A 17,299-nucleotide genomic window follows, 5' to 3' on the forward strand; every position below is an offset into this window, starting at 1 on the left:
AAGACAGATAGGGGCACGGGGGCACCGGCACATGCGGCGCGCGCCCATGAAATAGGACATGAGGAAAAGCGCATAAGCGCCTTATTCGCGGGCGCGATCCACCCGCATCCGCACCGCAGGCGCAGAATAGGCCATGCGCAAAGGCGCGCGCGCCGCCTCGATCAGCCGGGGCTGTGCGGGCCGCGTAATCTCGCGCGCATGGGCCACGACATGGGCCGAAACCCGCGCCGCGCCTGCGCCCTGCATCGTGGCCGCAATGGCCGGACGCGCGGCAAAGGCGCGCGCATCCGTTTCCGGGGCCATTGCGGCAAGACCGGAAACCAAAGCCAGAAAAGATAACAGCAGCCGAAGCATGGCGCAGGATATAGGCAGGACTATCGCCGGCGTCTAGGGCGTATCCTTTATGGTTCCACCACCAGCGATTGGCGGACCGTCACATGGCGACGCACCGGATTGCCCTGTTCATCCTTATAGGGTTCGCGGAAATGCACCGCCGGACACCCCTCGCCCAACAGCTTGAGCCGCGGCTCCATCGCGCCCGTTGCCTTTTCGACGCGACATTCGGTCTGGCGCCCGTCGGCCTCAACCACATAGTGAAAGATGAATTCGCCCGGCTGCGGCAAAGGCCCCGGCGCGGGCAGAACCCAGCGCGTCCGGTTGGTATAGCTGCCCCCCACCGGCTTGCCCGCACTGTCGAGCGCCGGGTCGAAAGTGGCGCGCACACGCATCAGATCGCAGGTGGCCCGGTCGAGTGCGGCCGATCCGCTGGTGGCCACCACCACGCAATTGGTCACGCCCCCTTTGGCGTCAATGGTCAGCGTAAAGCCCGTGGTACCCGATTCGCCGTTCTTGACCGCCATGGGCGGATAATCGCCGGTCTGAATCCACCCCGCCGGACCGTTCTTGGGCCGGGGGCCGCGCGGCAAAGTCTCGGCAGGCATCGGCACAGGTGGCATCAGCGGTGCGGGCGGCACGGCCGTCACCGGAGAAGCGCTCACGGCTTGTTGCAAGAGAATCAACCCCAAAGCCAGCATAACCATCACTCCCTAAGCTTGGCCGAGACTAGATCCTGCGCCAACCACGTACAAGGCCGAGCTTGTATGACCGCCCATTCTGGGCCAAGTCCGCGCCCCATGTCCGAAATCGCCCGTTCTGCCGCGCCATCCGGCCGCCTGCCTTTGCTCGATGCCCTGCGCGGGGTGGCGGCGCTGAGCGTGGTTTTTCATCACGAGGCCCCGCTTTACGGCACGCCGGGCCTGTTTCCCCGCGCCTATCTGGCGGTGGATTTCTTCTTCATGCTTTCGGGCTTTGTGCTGACCCTGGCCTTTGAACCGAAATTGCGCGGCTCCCTTGGCGCGGGCGATTTCATGGTCCGCCGCGTGGCGCGGCTGTGGCCGGTGCTGGCGGTGGGGGTGCTGATCGGGGCGGGGTGGCGGCTTTCGGTGGGGCTCACCGGGCAATTGTGGCTGCTGACGCTTTCGGGCCTGACGCTGTGGCCCATCATGCGAGGCACAGGCGGGATCTTTCAGCTCAACGGGCCGCAATGGTCGTTGGCCTATGAAGTGCTGGCCAATGCGGTGCATGCGCTGGTGCTGCGGCGGCTGAATAGCCGGCTGCTGCTGGGTTTCGTGCTGGCCTGCGCGGGGGTGCTGGCGTGGTGCGCTTATGCGTGGGGCTCGGTGGGGCTGGGCGATACAGGGCGCAACTGGTGGGGCGGCTTTGCGCGGGTCGGCTTTGGCTATGGGCTGGGCGTGTGGATGGGGCGGCAATTTGCGGCGGGGCGCGCGCCGGTTTCTCCGGTTGCGGCATGGGCGGGCGGATTGCTGCTGCCGCTGACTTTATTCAGCCTGCCCTGGTGGCCTTTGGGCGTGGTGGCGGGCGATCTGTTGGCGGGTTTTGCGGTCTTTCCGGTGGCATTGTGGTGCGCGGCGCATGTGGCCTTGCACGGCGGGGCGCTGAAAATTGCCGATGGGCTGGGGCGATTGTCCTATCCGGCCTATGCGATCCATGGGCCGGTGCTGATCTGGGGCGCATCACTTGCACATGGCCATGGGGCGCAGGCCGGGTGGATTCGCCCGCTGACGCTGGTCGCCGTGTTGGCGCTGGCCGGTCTGCTGGCGATCAGCCCGCTGGCCCATGGGATTCCTGTGCGCCGGAAAGGTTGAAGTGGCGGGCATCAGGCGCTAACCCGCTGGCATGTCACACGCCATCTCTCCGCTCGCCTCGCCCTTTCCTGCTCTGCCCGCGATTGCCGGGGCCTGCCCTCGCGTTGCTCGCGCGCGATACAAGGAATGGGACCGCTGCGACCTGACCTATGTCGAGCTGGACGAAAACACCGCCGTGGCGGGCGTGTTCACGCGCAACATCTGCTGCTCGTCCGAGGTTGAACTGGGCAGGGCCAACGTCAAGCAGGGCCGCGCGCGGGCGCTGATCGTCAATGCGGGCAATTCCAATGCCTTCACCGGCTATCGCGGGCGCGAGGCGGTCGAGCAGATCATGGATCAGGTTGCCGCCCATCTGGGCTGCGCGAAGGAGCAGGTGTTTGTCTCCTCGACTGGCGTGATCGGCGTCCCCCTGCCCAAGGACAAGGCAAAGGAGGGCGTCAACAATGCCCTGACCGCCGCGCCCTGTTCGTGGGAGGATGCCGCCAACACCATCGGCACCACCGACACTTTTGCCAAGGGCGCTACGGCCACCGCCATCATCGGCGGCAAGACCGTGACGTTCAGCGCCATCATCAAGGGGTCGGGCATGATCGCGCCCGATATGGCCACGATGCTGGGCTATATTTTTACCGATGCGGCGATCAATCCGGCCTATCTTCAGGAACTGCTGACCAAGGCAGCCAATGAAACCTTCAACTGCATCACGGTGGACAGCGATACCTCGACCAGCGACACTGTGCTGGCCTTTGCCACCGGCAAGGCGGGCAACACGATCATCAATTGCGAAGGCTGCGAGGGCGCCGATGCCTTTGCCGCCGCGCTGACCGATGTGTGCCGCCAACTAGCGCATCTGGTGGTGAAAGATGGCGAAGGCGCGCAGAAATTCATCGCCGTCTCCGTCACGGGCGCGGTGACGGATGAAAGCGCGCGCAAGATCGGCATGGCGATTGCCAATTCGCCGCTGGTCAAAACCGCCATCGCGGGCGAGGACGCCAATTGGGGCCGCATCGTCATGGCCGTAGGCAAGGCGGGCGAACCGGCCGACCGCGACCGCCTCTCCATCGGCTTTGGCGGCGTGTGGCAGGCCAAGGACGGCCAGCCTCTGCCCGATTATGACGAGGCCCCGGTGGCGGCCCATCTGAAGGGTCAGGAGATCAGCATCGAGGTCGATATCGGCCTTGGGCAAGGCCGCGCGACCGTTTGGACCTGCGACCTGACGCATGGCTATATCTCGATCAACGCTGATTACCGGAGCTGAGGCGCATGCTCACGATCTGGGGTCGGCTCAATTCGCATAATGTCAAAAAGGTCGTCTGGGCAGCGGTCGAAACCGGGCAGGAATGGGTGCGCCATGACATTGGCGGCTCATTCGGTTATACGCCCGAATATCTGGCGATGAACCCCAACCGGCTGGTGCCCACGCTGGTGGAAGATGATTTCTCGCTGTGGGAATCGAATGCCATCCTGCGTTATCTGGCCGATGCCCATGCGCCGCATCTGTGGCCCACGGGCCTGCGCGCGCGGGCTTTGGCGGACAAGTGGATGGACTGGCAATTCGCCTTTGCCGATGCGCAGCGCGACGGCTTCCTGCAAATGGTGCGCGTGGCCGAGGCGGACCGCGATGCGACCAAGATCGAGCGCACCGTTGCCGAGACCAACAAGCTGATGCGGATCATGGAAGATACGCTGGCCAAGCAGCCCTTCCTGACCGGAGAGGCTTTCGGCATCGCCGATATTCCCATGGGCGCCTATACTTACACATGGTTCAAACTGGGCTTTGCGCGCGAGGATGTGCCCAACATCCGCCGCTGGTTCGAGGCCGTCAGCGCCCGTCCCGGCTTCCAATATGTCGCCATCCCCCTCACCTGAAAGGCGCGATCCATGACCAATACTCTGAGCGAAGCCGTCCATGATGTGATGGCCGATGCGGCGGCGCGCGCCATCCGTCCGCGTTATCAGCATCTGGCGGCTGCCGACATCATCGAGAAAGCCTCCGACGATCTGGTGACGATTGCCGACAAGGAGAGCGAGGCGATTTTGGCCGAGGGCCTTGCGCGCATCCTGCCCGAGGCGGCGATTGTGGGCGAGGAGGCGGCCTTTGCCGATCCCTCGATCCTTTCGCGGCTGGGCTCGGACCTGTGCTGGATCATCGACCCTCTGGATGGCACCAACAATTTCGCCCATGGCCGCCCGCCCTTCGGCATCCTTGTCGCGCTGGCGCAAGGGGGCGAGACGATTGGCGGCTGGATCTATGACGTGCTTTCGGGCCGGTTTTGCCATGCACGCAGCGGCGAAGGGGCCTATCTAAACGGCGAGCGCCTGACCGCGCGGACCAGCGGTGAAAGCCCGGCGGTGGCGGCGATCTCGGTGCTGTTTGCCGATCCGGCGCGCCGCGCCGCGCTGATGGATCATATCGCCCCGCATTACCGCATGGTCGAAATCCCCCGCTGCGCCGCCGAGCAATATCCGCGTCTGGCCACGGGCGTGAACGATGTCTCGATCTTTGAACGCACGCTGGCTTGGGATCATGCGGCGGGCGTCCTGTTCCTGAACGAGGCGGGCGGCAAGGCGGCGCGTTTCGATGGCACGCCCTATCGCGTGGACGAGGATCGCCGGGGCCTGATCGGCGCCTCCAGCCCCGCCCTGTGGGACGAACTGGCCGCGCGAATGGCGGAAATTTGATCTCCGGCTACATTCCTCTCGCCCTCCTGCTGATCAATGCGCGCACCGCCCACCTGTTCTGGCTGGACAAGCGCTATGCGCAGGAGGGCCGCCGCCGTATTCCAGAATCCAGCCTGCTGATGATGGCGGCGGTTGGCGGCACACCGGGCGCCTTGGCCGCGCGGCAATGGTTTCGGCACAAGACGCGCAAACAGCCGTTTTCGACCTGGCTCTGGCTGATCGCGCTGGTTCAGATCGGGTTGATCGCGTGGTTCATATTTTAATCTTCCCAGATCACGTTTCGGACCAATCCACTTTCAAGCATCAGTTTTTCCACCGCCCGCGTGACCTGTTCGTTGCAAGGCCGCGTATTAACAAAGCGCCACCATCGCCATGCTCTGGGCCGGACGGGATAGAACATGATACGAAATTGTCCCGGCGGGCCCCAGCCTGCGTTGCAAACCAGAAAGGCACGATGCGGCCATCCCGGCAGATTGACCCACCAGCCATAATCCTCCACCGCCGGATCATCGGCGGCGATGCCCGCCCCGCGTAGCTCCTGCGCCACGAACTCCGCCAGCCTGCGCCCATATATGCCGGGATTCACCTCATCGATATCCTCCCATGCCTCATCCCCCTCCGGCGTCGGATCGGGGATCATCGGAAAAGCGTCGGAGTAAAAGGTCAAAGTATGGCGCATGGGCAAAGAATAGCCGATGATCGCCCAAAGAAAAGGGGCGCCTTTTCAGACGCCCCTCGTAGATCGAATCTGGTCCGTAGCGCTCAAAGCGCGCCCTGAATCCATGCCTTGAGCTGGCTCTTGGGCGCGGCGCCCAGCTTTTGCGCCACCGGCTTGCCGTCCTTGAAAACCAGCAGCAGCGGGATCGACTGCACGCCGAACTGGCTGGCGATCTCGGTGTTTTCCATGATGTCCACCTTGGCGATGGTCACTTCCTCGCCCAGTTCCTCGCTCAATTCTTCCAGAGCCGGGCCGATCATCTTGCAAGGACCGCACCAGTCGGCCCAGAAATCGACCACAACCGGCTTGTCAGAAGCCAGCACGTCGGTGGAAAAGCTTGCGTCGGTTACCTTGATCGTGGCCATGGCCTGAAATCTCCTGAAATGTTGTCTTTAAGATAGTCCATGCGCGGCCTTGCGCAACCACCCTAGAGCGTCAAGCTTTCCTGCTTGGGCCTCAAGCTGGCCTTGTGCGGGGCAAGGATGCTTTCGGGCAAAGCGATCAGATGCGGTCCGGTGGTATAGAGCAGCGCCGCCTCGACCCGCCGCCCCGGATAGGTCACCTCCAGCGCGGCGACATAGGCGGCCATCTGGCGCAAAATCGCCACCGACACCTGCGCCGCGCTGGTGGCCGGACGCCGCGCGGTCTTGAAATCGATCAGGCGGATGCGGTCGGGCTCAATCAGCAGGCGATCGATCGTTCCCGCCACCACCTGCTCGCCCACGGTGGCGGCAATCGGCACCTCGGCCAGAGCGCCAGCCCCGAACAGGTCGGCCCATTCCGGATTGGCCAGCACGTCGATAGCCGCTTGCGCCATTTCCCGATGCGCCGCCTCGTCCAAATCGCGCGCCTGTCGGCCCAGCCATGCCAGCGCCGCCTCCATCGGATCGGCCGCGCCGCTCAGGCGTTCGAGCAAAGCGTGGATCAGCGTACCGCGCCGCGCCGCCGCCGCGCGCGCGGGGCCAAGGGCGGTTGGCGGATCGGCGGCGGTGTCCTCGCCCAGCGCCGAGGGCGCGAGCGGGCGCGGAGGGCGCGCTTCCTCGGGCGCGGCGCGGGTCAGCCATCCAGGCTTGCCCGCCTCCATGCCCAGTTCCATCGTCTCGGCCTGCCATTGCGGCGCCTCGGCCAGCGCGCCAAACCGCGCCTCCGCGCCCCACAACGGATCGGCCAGCCAATCCTCGGGCGCGAAAGTCTCGGCAAGACGCGCATACCAGCTCCCCTTGGCCGGTTCCTTCTCATTCGCGGCCAACGCCCCGCCGATGAACAGGGCCTCCTCAGCCCGCGTCATGGCGACATAGAGCAGGCGCCAATGTTCCTCGCCCTCGGCCTTGGCGGCGCGGGCGGCGGCCTCGGCAATCGGCCCTTGCCGCTCGTCCTTGCCCAGATTGGGCAACGGCACCACGCGCCTGTCGCCCGACAAGGCCGCGCTGGGGTCCTCGACCGAGAGCGGCGAACCCTTGCTTTTCGCCGGATCGCCGGTGGCATCGGCCAGGATGACGATCGGCGCCTGCAAACCCTTGGACCCATGCACGGTCATCACCCGCACAAGGCCGTCCGATTTGCCCGCCTCGCGCTTCAATTCGCCATCGCCCGCGTCGAACCATGCCAGGAACCCGACAAGGCTGGGCGTGGCGGTGGCGGCATAGGCATGGGCGGCGTTGATAAGTTCATCGAGCGGATCGTTCGCCTCGCGCCCCAGCCGCGCCACCAGCCTTTCGCGCGCGCGCCACGGCCCTACCAGCAACCAGTGGATCAGCACCGGCACCGGCTCGAAATCGGCGCGGGCCAATAGGGCGTTCAACTGCTCCACCGCATCGCGGACAAGAGGCGCATCGCTGCGCCGCAGATGCGGCCACAGGCGCCCCTCGCGATAGCCATGTTCGAGCAATTGATCCTGCGACCATCCGAACAAAGGCGAGACCAGCAGCGCGGCCAGATTGAGATCATCCAAAGGTTGCGCGGCAAAGCGCAGCGCCGCCACCAGATCCCTGACCGCCAAAGGTGCGCCCAGCCGCAGCCGGTCCACCCCCGCCACCGGCACGCCCGCCGCATGGAGCCGCGCCACGATCAGCCCGGCCAACTCGCGCCGCTTGCGCACCAGCACCATGATATCGCCCGCCCCGGCCCGGCGCGGGGTTTTCAGCCCCTTGACCAGAGGGAAGCCATCGGGCGAAAACAACCAGTGCTTGACCTGCCGCGCGATGCGGTCGGCCATTTCGCGCTCGGGCCGCGAGAGCCATGTGTCCTCGGCCTCCTCATCCTCGCCCGCGCCGCCATTGGTCCCGCCCACGGGCCGCCACAGCGTCACCAATCCGGGTCGGGCCTCGCCCTGATGCGGCTCCGGCGCGGTGTCCAGACCAAAGGCCGGGGCGCCCAGGTGGGCAATCGCCCGGTCGACGAAATCCAGCACGGGCGCGGCGGTGCGGAAAGACCGCTCCAGCCCCAGCTCCATCAGGCGATGCGCCTTTGGCCCGCCACGGATCGCCTCGGCATTATCCGCCGCGCCGCCCATCCGGCCCTTGACCCTCTCGCGAGCGGCGGCGAAGTTTTCCGGGCTGGTGCCTTGGAAACCAAAGATCGCCTGTTTGAAATCGCCGACCACGAAGAGCGTGCGCGCCGCCCCGGCATGGACGCCCTCGCCCGCGAAAAACTCCTCGGTCAGCGCTTCGATGATCCGCCATTGTTCGGCATTGGTGTCCTGCGCCTCGTCCACCAGAATATGATCGAATCGCCGGTCCAGCTTATAGCGGATCCAGTCTGCCATATCGGCGCGACCCAAAAGGTCGGCGGCATGGGCGATCTGGTCGTCAAAGTCGATCAGCCCTTCCCGCGCCTTGGCCTCTTCCCACGCCAGCGCATAGGCACGGCCCAGTTCCAGCGCCGGGGCCAACCATCCGGCCAGCGCAATCAGCGCCCGCCGCGCCTTGACCGCCTCGATCTTCAACCCCACGCGATAGCAATATTCGCCATAATCGGGCGCGATATTGTCAAGGTTTTTCAGATAAGAAGGCACGCCCTCCTTGGTGAACAGTGCCGAATAAAGATCACCGATCCGCTCCAGCCTCTGCTCAGGCTCCGCCTCCAGCCAGTCGCAGATCGCATTGGCCTTTTTCTCGGCGGTGGCGGTCATGTTACCCTTCTTGTCGGTCCATTGTTTGACCACATCGAGTAACCAGCGCACCGAGCGCACGTCAAAGGCTTCATCCTCGCACAGGGCCACGACCTGCGCCATGGAGGCGTCCGCAGGCAGGCCCAGCGCCTGTTTCACCCTCGGCGCCACCGGCACGCTCCACGCCCCCGGCCCGAACCACAACCCCCGCGCGCCCGCACAGCGCATCAGCCAGCCCTCGACCGCATCCCCGCCCATCCGCAAGGACAGCGAGGCCAAAGCCGAGAGCAAAGCCTCATCCCCCCGCTTTTCCGCGTCCAGCAGTAGTTCGGCCAACACCTGCCGCGCCAGCAGGGTCTTTTCATGCTCCTCCATCGGCCGCGCGCCCGCGCTCAATCCCGCTTCCTCCGGGAAGGCCGCCAGCAGCCATTGCGAGAACGCATGGATCGTGTCGATCCGCAGCCCCCCGCCGGGGCAATCCAGCACCGAGGCAAAGAGCGTGCGCGCCCGCGCCTGCACCTCGGGCAATATATCCGCCCCGATAGCCGCCAGTTCGGCGGCCAATTGCGTGGGTTCGGCCCGCACCCATCCGGCCAGCTTGCTGTTGATGCGCTCGGCCATTTCGGTCGCGCCGGCCTTGGTAAAGGTCAGGCACAGGATCTGTTCGGGCCGCACATGGGGCGTCAGCAACAGGCGCAGCACGCGCGAGGACAACACCTGCGTCTTGCCCGTGCCCGCGCTGGCCGAGAGCCAGACCGTTTCATCGGGCAAGACCGCGCGCGCCTGATTGCCATGCAGACCGTGGAGCTTTTGTGGCCCGCTCACGCTTCTTCCTCCGGCACTTCGTCCGACCCGATCCAGCCGATCCATTCATCCAGCCGCATCAATTGGTCATAATCATTGTAAGAGGGAATATCGGGCCGCAGCCGCGCGGTAAACGGCGCCTGGCCCAGCAGCCATTGGCCAATGGCGTCGGTCAGATATTCCTCGGTCCTGTTCAGGAATTCCTCGCGCGGGATGCCCGATTTCTTGCGCCCCTCCAGCACAGGCTCATCGCGCCAGCCAAAGCCGGGATTGCCTTTCCTCCGGGAAAGCGACCAATATTCAAAGACATTGGGCACGCCCGCTACGCCTTCAAACCCGCCATCCGCCGCGATCATGCCGATCAGGCCCAATTGCAGCGCAAAGCCTGCCTCGACCATCTTGCCGCTGGGCGGGCCGCCGGTCTTGTAATCCACCACGGCCAGTTTCCCATCGGGCATCCGGTCGATACGGTCGGCGCGGCCATGGATGCGGATGCCGTCGATGCGCATCTCGCCCCTTATTTCGGTGGCCAGAACGCGGCGGCCCTCGGCGGCCAGAGCGGCCACTTCTTCATCAATCCATTCCAGCGCGGCCAACAGGCGCGGACGCCACAGGCTGCGTTCGAGCGGATGGGCGCTCATCCCGTCCAGCACGTTGTTGGCCGTTTCAACCAGACGCCCGCGCGGCGCGCCATCCTTATGCCATGCGTCCAAAATCGCATGGACCGCCGTGCCGCGCCAGGCCGCGCTGGGCTCGGCGTCCAGCGGGTCGAGCGCGCGCAGCCGCAGGATGGCCTGCGCATAAAACTGATACGGATCGGCGCGGAGCCGGTCGAGCGCGGTGACGGGAATGTCCACCTTGCGCTGCTCGGCGCTGGGCATGGGTTGCGGGCGCGGATGGGGCGCGGCCAATTTGCCCACGTCAATGTCGCGGGCATAGGTGACGGCGTCGGTCTCGGCATGTTTCTCGGCCAGATCCTTGCCCAGCATCGCCTGAACGCGCAGGACAAAGCGGCTGGGGATCACCGGCCCGCCCTCGTCGCGATGCGCCCAACTGAGCACCACCTGCGGCGCGCCAAGGCATCCGGCAAGGTCATGCGCGGCCAGACCAATGCGAAACTCCGCCCCCGGCACGCCCAGATGGCGCAGCACGGCGGGCGGCAACAGCGGATCGGGCGAAGGGCTGCCCGGCCAAGACCCTTCGGTCAGGCCGCCGCAGATGATAAGGTCGCTGCGCGTCATGCGCGCTTCGAGCAGGCCATAGATCGCCACGCGGGGATGGCCGCCCCATGGCGGGCGCACGGCCACCTTGTCCATCGCATGGCGCAGCACCGAAGCCAGATCGCGGACCTGAAGCACCGTGCCCTCGGCCGAGGCGGCAAGGCGCAGATTTTCAACGAAAGATGAGAGCGAACGCCCCGGCGCCTCGGCCCATAATTCCTCGCCGCACAAGGCCTCGCCCGCCGCGACCAGCGCGTCGAGCAGATCGGCCAGCGGCGCTTCCTCGGGCAAGTTCATCAGCGGGCCAAGGATGCCCTCGACCTCGTCCCACCATGCGGTCAGCGGGCCGGGGCCGCGCTTTTTCTCGATCCGCTCGATGATCGCGCGCAAGGGTGCCAGCCCTGCGTCCGGCCTCGGCCCGCGCAGGGCCAGATCCAGCACGCGCACATGATCGAGCCAGAGCGCACGCCCCTCTGTCCCGCCCACCATCGGATGGCCCAGCAAAGCGATCAACGGCACCGGCGGCGCGCCCTCACCCGCCACCTCGGCCAGCAGAAGCAATAGCCGCCCCGCCGCCGTCTGGGGCAAGGCGCGGCCCGCCGTATCGTCCGCCTTGATGCCCCAGCGTTGCAGATGGGCAACCACGCGGCTCGCCAGCCCGCGATCGGGCGTCACCAAGGCCACGCGCTTTTCGGGCGTTTCCAGCGCCTCACGCATCAGGATGGCGATGGCCTGGGCTTCCTCGCCCGGATGCTCGCTTTCCATCAGGCGCACGGCGGACAGACGCCTTTGCCGCTCGGCCAGATCGACCCAGCGCGCCGAAGCCCGCGCGGGCAGGAAAAGGTTCGAGATCGCCTTGCTGCGTTCGGGCGGGGCCGCCGATGGCCCGGCGCGGTGCCACAGGTCCAATTCGCCCCGCGCCACGCCCATGCGGTTGAGCAAGAGCTTCAAATGATATTGCGGATGTGTCAGCGCATCCTCGCGCCCGAATGGCGCATCGCCCAATTCAGGCGCGATGCCCGCATGGCCCAGTTCCTCCCAGACCTCATCGTCCATCGACAGGTCGAGATCAGGCAGCACCACCGCCCCGCCCGGCAATTCGGCCACCACGCGCAAAAACCGCGCCAGCGAAGGCGAAGCGCTGGTGATGCCTGCGGCCACCACGGCATGGGGCGGCGGATTGTCGCGCCACACCATCGCCGCGCGGTCGAACAGGCGGTTGCGCCGCACCGGCGGATCCACCTCGCCGCGCGCGTCCAGTTCGGCGCGCCAATGGGCCTGTACCGTCAAAAAGGCGCGGGTCGATTGGCGCCAATGCTGCGCCTGCTCGCCGATGATGGCCAGCACGTCCTCTTTCAGCAAATCCTCAGGTGCGATGCCTTCAACGGCCAGACGGTCGATGCTCTGGGCAATCTCGGCCGCGCGGCGCAGGCGCACCGCCCCGCCCTGCGCGCCTTCGGCCGCTTCGACCTGCGCCAGAATCTGCGCCAGACGCAGCCAGCGCCTTGTGGGATCGGCGGCGGGAGGGATGTCGCCGGCCCCGATAGGGTCGAGCAAAGGCCCCAGCGCCTCGTCCAGATCGAGATCGCCCACGATGACCATACGCGGCAAGAGCAAACCGCCCGCCCCGCCGCGAAACCCATCGGTCCCGGCGCGCACAAAGGCCTCGGTCAGATTGCGCGCCGCGCGCTGATTAGGCAGCAGCAGCGTCAACCGCGCCAGCCCCAGGTCGGGATCGGCATAGCGCGGGATCAGCCCTGCCACCAAAGCATCGGCAAAGCCGCGATGCGCTGGAATCGAATAAACCTTGGGGAGCCGGGCCGTGACCCGATCAGACACGGTTCAGCGCTTCCTCGGTGGGGGCGATGGATTGCGGCGTGCCCACCTCGAACCACTGGCCGGTATGGACCAAGCCATAGAGGCGCCCCTCCTCCATCGCGCGATTCCACAGGATGTTGGTGGAAAACGGCCCTTCAGGCGCATCACGCAACAGGCGGTGCGAAACGATCTGGATGCCGGTGAAGATGAAAGGCGCGACCTTGCGCGGGGCGCGGCGGGCCACCCGGCCCAGCGGATCGAGGCGGAAATCGCCCATGCCGCGATAATTGCTGGCGTCCGAATGGCGCACCATCAGCAGCAGCGCGTCCATCCGGTCCGCGTCCCACGCCGAGGACAGGTCATGAAACACATCGACCGGCCCGTCGAGCCAGACATTGTCCGAATTGAGCGCAAAGAAAGGATCGGGCAGCAGGCCCTCACGATAGGCCTTGACCATCCCGCCGCCGGTTTCCAGCAACATGGCGCGCTCGTCCGAAATGGTGACGACCGGCTTTTGCCGCTTGCCCATATGAGCCAACAGATAATCGGCCATGTAATGAACATTGACCACCGCGCGCGCCACGCCCGCCTCGACCAGCTTGTCCAGCGAATGGTCGATCAGCGGACGCCCCGCAACCGGCACCATCGGCTTGGGCCGCGTGGCCGTCAGGGGGCGCATCCTTTTGCCCAGCCCGGCGGACAGCACCATCGCCGTATCGGAAACCAGAGGCTTCATGCTGCAATCCTTCCGCCATGGGCCGCGCGGATGTCCGCCGGGATATTGTCGGCAAACCAGCGCGCCACCGGGGCCAAGGCTGGATGGGCCAGATCGCGCTCCATCGCCGCCCAGACGCGCGGGATCATGTCGAGATAGCGCGGCTTGCCATCGCGGCGGCACAGGCGGACGAAAATGCCGACAATCTTGGCATTACGCTGCGCGCCCAGCAGCGCGTAATCGGCAAGGAAGCTCTCGCGGTCAAAGCCGGTGGCGGCAAGATAATGCTCGATCATCGCACTCTCGATCTCGGGCGAGACATCACGGCGGGCGTCCTGAAGCAGGCTGACCAGATCATAGGCCGGATGGCCCACCAGCGCGTCCTGAAAATCAAGCAGGCCCTGATCCGCCAATCCGCCGGGCAGCAGCATGATGTTTTCGGCATGATAATCGCGCAGGACCGTGACGCCGCCGGTGGCGTTAAAGGCGTTCTGGCGCACGATCATCGGGGCGAGAGCTTCCTCCCACGCCGCATCATAACCTGCCTCATCGACGCTCAACCCCATCGCGGGCGCATACCATTCGGTCAACAAGCGCACCTCGCGCAGGTAAACCGCCCAGTCATAGGGCGCCCAAGGCCCAGCAGGCAGGCGGGTCAGCGCCACCAGCGGGGCCAGCGCTCCTTCATACACCGCGCGCTCATCTTGGGGACGCTCATCCAGCCAGTCGCGCACCCGGTCATTGCCGAAATCTTCGAGCAGCACCCAGCCCTGCGCCGCCTGTTGCGCCAGAATGGCGGGCGCGCGCAGGCCGTTACTTCCCAGCCAACCGGCCACGGCAAGGAAAGGCGCGGGGTCCTCCTGCGGCGGCGGGGCATGCATCAGCATCGCCACCTCGCCAGATGCGCGGCGCAGGCGGAAATAGCGGCGGAACGAGGCGTCGCCGGGCAAAGGCTCCACAGCGGCATCGCCCCAACCGGCATGGGCGGCAAATAGGTTTAGACCATCGGGCAGACCATCGGGCAAGTTCTTCAGCATGGCACGCGCCCTAGCCAATCGGCCCCCGGTTCGACAATGGCCCTGCGCCCTTCATCCGCAGTTTCGAGTGCAATCGACAGGCAACCGGCCTCATGGGCAAAGCCGCCCGCCATTTGCGGCCATTCGGCAATCAGCACCCCGCCCTCGCGATATTCGTCCAGCCCCAGTTCTTCGGCCTCGGACGGATCGGCAAGGCGGTAGAAATCGGCATGGACCAGCGGGAAACGCAGGCCATCATAGGGCTCGATGATGGCAAAGCTGGGCGAAGGCACCTCACCCTCATGGCCCAATCCGGCGATGATCGCGCGGGCCAGCGTGGTCTTGCCAGCCCCCAGCCCACCGTTCAAGGCAATCACATCGCCCGGGCGCAGGGCCTGCGCAATCGCCATGCCCCACCGCTCCATCGCGGCCAGATCGGGCAGCATTATTTCCATCAGTCCAGCTCCACAATCGCCGCCGTGCCCTGCCCCGGTTCGGACAACATTTCGAGATTGCCGCCATGCGCCTCGATCAATTGCCGCGCCAGAGGCAGGCCCAACCCCTGCCGCCGCGCCGCGCCCTTGGCATCCGGGCTGGTCGGCTGGATCGGCAAACCGTCAAAGGCACGGGCCAGTGCGGCGCGGTCCATGCCCGGCCCATTGTCCGAAATCACCACGCGGGCGCGCTGTTTTCCATCGCCGTTTTTGCCATCCTTTTGGCGCGAGCGATGACGCCCCACCTCGACCAGAATGCGCCCGCCGTGCGGCGTGGCGTCCAGCGCATTGTCGAGCAGATGCGCCAGCGCACGGCCCAGACGACGCGGATCAGCCTCGATCTTCCCCGCGTTCAGACTGCTGCCGCGCAGGTCGAGTTCGAGGTGCTTTTCCGTGACCACCGCCTCGCGCTCCTGCACCAGATCGCGCATCAGGGCGAAGAGATCGACCGGCTCCAACGCCAGCGGCAGCATCCCGGCCTCCGATTGCGAGAGGTCGAGGACATTCTCGATCTGATCGGTCAGCCGCCCGACCGAGGTCAGGATCGCCCCCACATATTCGCGCCCGCTTTCGGACAGATCGCCACCAAGGCCCGCCTCGAGCAATTCGGCGAAACCGCCGATGGAAGTCAAAGGCGTGCGGAATTCATAGGACATATTGGCGAGGAAGCGGGTCTTGAGCTGGTCCGCCTCGACCAGCGCGGCGTTGCGTTCACGCAGCGCTTCCTCGGCCTTTTGCGAATCGGTGATGTCCAGCACCGTCAGCAACCCATTGCCATCGGGCAGCGGCACGCCCGCATATTCCAGCGTCCGACCATCGGCCAACGCCACGCGCCCGCCGGTCTGGCGCCGCTCAAGCGTTGCGGCGCGCACGCCATCGCCCACCGCCTGCGCCTGTTCCGGACGGGCCAGTTGCGCACCGATCCGCTTCATCACATCATCAACATGCGGATGCGCGTCCAACACCTCGGCCTCCAGCCCCCATGCACTGGCGAACAGGCGGTTCCACAATTGCAGCCGCCCATCGGGGGCAAAGACCGCCACCGCCTCAAACAGGCTGTCAAACGTGGCCGTGCGGGTGCGCAGCAGCGTGTCGCGCATGGCCGAAATCCGCAAAGTCTCGGTGCGATCCTCGACCACCAGCAACAAACCGCCATCGGGCATCGGCTGGGCCACCACGCGCAGATGCGTGCCATCGGAAAGCGGCCATGCCTCCTCCTGCGCCTCAGAGGCTGCGAACCACTGCGCGCGCTCCTTGCGCCATGCGCGATAGTCGCGCATTTCCGGCACCCGGCCCGTTTCACGCGCGGCATCGAGCAGGCGCTCGAACGGCGCGTCGTGCAGATCGGCGGGGGATAGCGCGAACAGACGCTGAAACGGCTGATTGGCAAAGGTCAGGCGGTGGCGCGCATCAAATTGCGCCACACCCGAGGACAGCAGATCAAGCATCGAGCGCTGCGCCTCGCGGAAGGCACGGAAAGCGCGGGAGATTTCCTCCATTTCCTCAATGTCGATGGCATAGCCCGCCACGCCCTCGTCGCCCAGCGGCAGATCGGACACGCGCAGCGCGCGGCGCTGGCCGCCGATGGTGGCGGCAACAATGCGCTCGGCTGGTCGCTTTTCCAGCATGGCGCGGGCGGCCACCTGTGCCGGGGTCTGACCATCGATCCGCTCGACCAGTTCAAGCCCGCCATTGACCACCGATTCGGCATTTTCCGCGCCCACCGCACGGACATAGGCCGAGTTGACCAGCCGCAGCTCTCCCTGCGGCGAGCGGAACCACATCGGGATCGGCGCTGCCTCGATCAGGCCGACCAGTGCAAGAAAATCGCTCTTCGACCGGGCGGTTTCGGCGCGCATCCGGGCGATCTGCGTCTCAGCCTCGCTGGCATCAAACACCCAGACCTGCGCCGACCCGGCAGGCGCCACCTGCGGATCGGCCAGAGCGCCACGCAAGGACAGCGAACGGCGCGAGCCGCGCGGGGAAAGCGCCAGATCGAACGAACGGCTGGTGCGCTGCGCCGAGAGCACCGCCTCGGTCAACTGCGCCAATTGCTCGGCGCTTAGCCCGCGATCAGGCTTGCCATCATCCAACTCGCTCAAAAACTGCGGCATGGCCGAAAAACCCAGCCACGAGGCCAACCGGGGCGAACCCTCGATCCGCCCATCGCTGCGCACGATCAGCAATTGCGCAGGGCTCTCCTCCACCATCCGGGCCATCCGCCGCGCCTGACGCACCGCGCCCGCCGCCGCCCGCCCGCGCGCCAGCGAGGACAGCACAGCCCAGCCAGCCGCCACCGCCCAAGCAGCCAGCAGCAAGCCCATGACAACCATGGCAAGAGGGGTCCATTGCATCGCCTATCAGCTAAGCGGGCGGGGGCGGAATGGCAATGGGGGGTGTGAGATATAAGGGTGCAGGGGGGCCTCCGGCGGGCAAAGGGACTCGTCCCTTTGCAATCCCGTTAATGGGTGGTGGGAGGCTTGCGGGAGGCAGTTGTGGGCGGATGGCTTGACAGCCTGCGGCGCGGCAAGCGCAGCCCCAAAGGCGCCGCATCAAAC

At 66.0% G+C, this 17,299-nt stretch carries 15 protein-coding genes; 5 read left to right on the forward strand and 10 right to left on the reverse strand.

The features are described 5' to 3' along the window. Positions 1–81 precede the first annotated feature (81 nt). Positions 82–354, reverse strand: coding sequence for a hypothetical protein (locus FHW96_RS15680; protein WP_172341520.1), 273 nt, complete (start codon positions 352–354; stop codon positions 82–84). Between the two features lie 47 nt (positions 355–401). Further along, entirely contained in the window at positions 402–998 is a 597-nt protein-coding gene (locus FHW96_RS15685; RefSeq protein WP_172341521.1) for an energy transducer TonB, read from the reverse strand. A 135-nt stretch (positions 999–1,133) separates the two neighbouring features. On the opposite strand from FHW96_RS15685, the gene FHW96_RS15690 reads away from it, so the two are divergent. From FHW96_RS15690 to FHW96_RS15710, 5 genes are read left to right on the forward strand one after another with little or no spacing between them, the layout of a single operon-like run. Next, the gene (locus tag FHW96_RS15690) at positions 1,134–2,165 is read left to right on the forward strand and encodes an acyltransferase (RefSeq protein WP_172341522.1); all 1,032 of its coding nucleotides are present in this window, start codon (positions 1,134–1,136) and stop codon (positions 2,163–2,165) included. Between the two features lie 31 nt (positions 2,166–2,196). Beyond that, complete coding sequence (gene argJ, locus FHW96_RS15695) at positions 2,197–3,423, forward strand: bifunctional glutamate N-acetyltransferase/amino-acid acetyltransferase ArgJ (protein WP_172341523.1); 1,227 nt, start codon at positions 2,197–2,199, stop codon at positions 3,421–3,423. Between the two features lie 5 nt (positions 3,424–3,428). Continuing rightward, positions 3,429–4,034 carry a glutathione S-transferase family protein gene (locus FHW96_RS15700; RefSeq protein WP_172341524.1) on the forward strand — a complete coding sequence of 202 codons (606 nt, stop codon included), beginning with the start codon at positions 3,429–3,431 and terminating at the stop codon, positions 4,032–4,034. A gap of 12 nt (positions 4,035–4,046) precedes the next feature. Next, positions 4,047–4,847 carry an inositol monophosphatase family protein gene (locus tag FHW96_RS15705; RefSeq protein WP_172341525.1) on the forward strand — a complete coding sequence of 267 codons (801 nt, stop codon included), beginning with the start codon at positions 4,047–4,049 and terminating at the stop codon, positions 4,845–4,847. Beyond that, positions 4,844–5,110 carry a DUF1294 domain-containing protein gene (locus FHW96_RS15710; protein WP_216650918.1) on the forward strand — a complete coding sequence of 89 codons (267 nt, stop codon included), beginning with the start codon at positions 4,844–4,846 and terminating at the stop codon, positions 5,108–5,110. Before FHW96_RS15705 ends, FHW96_RS15710 begins: the two co-directional genes overlap by 4 nt. Here FHW96_RS15710 and FHW96_RS15715 read toward each other — a convergent pair. The 8 genes from FHW96_RS15715 to FHW96_RS15750 form a co-directional block, all read right to left on the reverse strand. Then, entirely contained in the window at positions 5,107–5,514 is a 408-nt protein-coding gene (locus FHW96_RS15715; protein WP_172341526.1) for a hypothetical protein, read from the reverse strand. The two genes, FHW96_RS15710 and FHW96_RS15715, sit on opposite strands and share 4 nt — an antisense overlap. Positions 5,515–5,609: 95 nt before the next feature. Continuing rightward, the gene (gene trxA, locus FHW96_RS15720) at positions 5,610–5,930 is read right to left on the reverse strand and encodes a thioredoxin (RefSeq protein ID WP_172341527.1); all 321 of its coding nucleotides are present in this window, start codon (positions 5,928–5,930) and stop codon (positions 5,610–5,612) included. Positions 5,931–5,992: 62 nt separating this feature from the next. After that, the gene (gene addA / locus FHW96_RS15725; protein WP_172341528.1) at positions 5,993–9,499 is read right to left on the reverse strand and encodes a double-strand break repair helicase AddA; all 3,507 of its coding nucleotides are present in this window, start codon (positions 9,497–9,499) and stop codon (positions 5,993–5,995) included. After that, positions 9,496–12,537, reverse strand: coding sequence for a double-strand break repair protein AddB (addB, locus tag FHW96_RS15730; protein ID WP_172341529.1), 3,042 nt, complete (start codon positions 12,535–12,537; stop codon positions 9,496–9,498). Before addB ends, addA begins: the two co-directional genes overlap by 4 nt. After that, positions 12,530–13,252: a nucleotidyltransferase family protein gene (locus FHW96_RS15735; protein ID WP_172341530.1), complete on the reverse strand. Its 723-nt coding sequence runs from the start codon at positions 13,250–13,252 to the stop codon at positions 12,530–12,532. The genes addB and FHW96_RS15735 overlap by 8 nt, the downstream gene beginning before the upstream one ends. After that, positions 13,249–14,268 carry an aminoglycoside phosphotransferase family protein gene (locus tag FHW96_RS15740; RefSeq protein WP_172341531.1) on the reverse strand — a complete coding sequence of 340 codons (1,020 nt, stop codon included), beginning with the start codon at positions 14,266–14,268 and terminating at the stop codon, positions 13,249–13,251. Before FHW96_RS15740 ends, FHW96_RS15735 begins: the two co-directional genes overlap by 4 nt. After that, the gene (gene tsaE / locus FHW96_RS15745; RefSeq protein ID WP_172341532.1) at positions 14,262–14,702 is read right to left on the reverse strand and encodes a tRNA (adenosine(37)-N6)-threonylcarbamoyltransferase complex ATPase subunit type 1 TsaE; all 441 of its coding nucleotides are present in this window, start codon (positions 14,700–14,702) and stop codon (positions 14,262–14,264) included. The genes FHW96_RS15740 and tsaE overlap by 7 nt, the downstream gene beginning before the upstream one ends. Beyond that, complete coding sequence (locus tag FHW96_RS15750; RefSeq protein WP_172341533.1) at positions 14,702–17,095, reverse strand: PAS domain-containing sensor histidine kinase; 2,394 nt, start codon at positions 17,093–17,095, stop codon at positions 14,702–14,704. Before FHW96_RS15750 ends, tsaE begins: the two co-directional genes overlap by 1 nt. Positions 17,096–17,299: the final 204 nt, after the last annotated feature.

It is taken from the genome of Novosphingobium sp. SG751A (genome assembly GCF_013149295.1).
In the GTDB taxonomy this organism is placed as follows: domain Bacteria; phylum Pseudomonadota; class Alphaproteobacteria; order Sphingomonadales; family Sphingomonadaceae; genus Novosphingobium.

What these genes read in the sequence shown, in the direction of transcription:
- trxA (WP_172341527.1), bottom strand. Translation starts at nt 5,930, where the DNA reads ATGGCCACGATCAAGGTAACCGACGCAAGCTTTTCCACCGACGTGCTG.
- argJ (WP_172341523.1), top strand. Translation starts at nt 2,197, where the DNA reads ATGTCACACGCCATCTCTCCGCTCGCCTCGCCCTTTCCTGCTCTGCCC.
- FHW96_RS15690 (WP_172341522.1), top strand. Translation starts at nt 1,134, where the DNA reads ATGTCCGAAATCGCCCGTTCTGCCGCGCCATCCGGCCGCCTGCCTTTG.
- tsaE (WP_172341532.1), bottom strand. Translation starts at nt 14,702, where the DNA reads ATGGAAATAATGCTGCCCGATCTGGCCGCGATGGAGCGGTGGGGCATG.
- FHW96_RS15705 (WP_172341525.1), top strand. Translation starts at nt 4,047, where the DNA reads ATGACCAATACTCTGAGCGAAGCCGTCCATGATGTGATGGCCGATGCG.
- FHW96_RS15680 (WP_172341520.1), bottom strand. Translation starts at nt 354, where the DNA reads ATGCTTCGGCTGCTGTTATCTTTTCTGGCTTTGGTTTCCGGTCTTGCC.
- FHW96_RS15750 (WP_172341533.1), bottom strand. Translation starts at nt 17,095, where the DNA reads ATGCAATGGACCCCTCTTGCCATGGTTGTCATGGGCTTGCTGCTGGCT.
- FHW96_RS15740 (WP_172341531.1), bottom strand. Translation starts at nt 14,268, where the DNA reads ATGCTGAAGAACTTGCCCGATGGTCTGCCCGATGGTCTAAACCTATTT.
- FHW96_RS15735 (WP_172341530.1), bottom strand. Translation starts at nt 13,252, where the DNA reads ATGAAGCCTCTGGTTTCCGATACGGCGATGGTGCTGTCCGCCGGGCTG.
- FHW96_RS15700 (WP_172341524.1), top strand. Translation starts at nt 3,429, where the DNA reads ATGCTCACGATCTGGGGTCGGCTCAATTCGCATAATGTCAAAAAGGTC.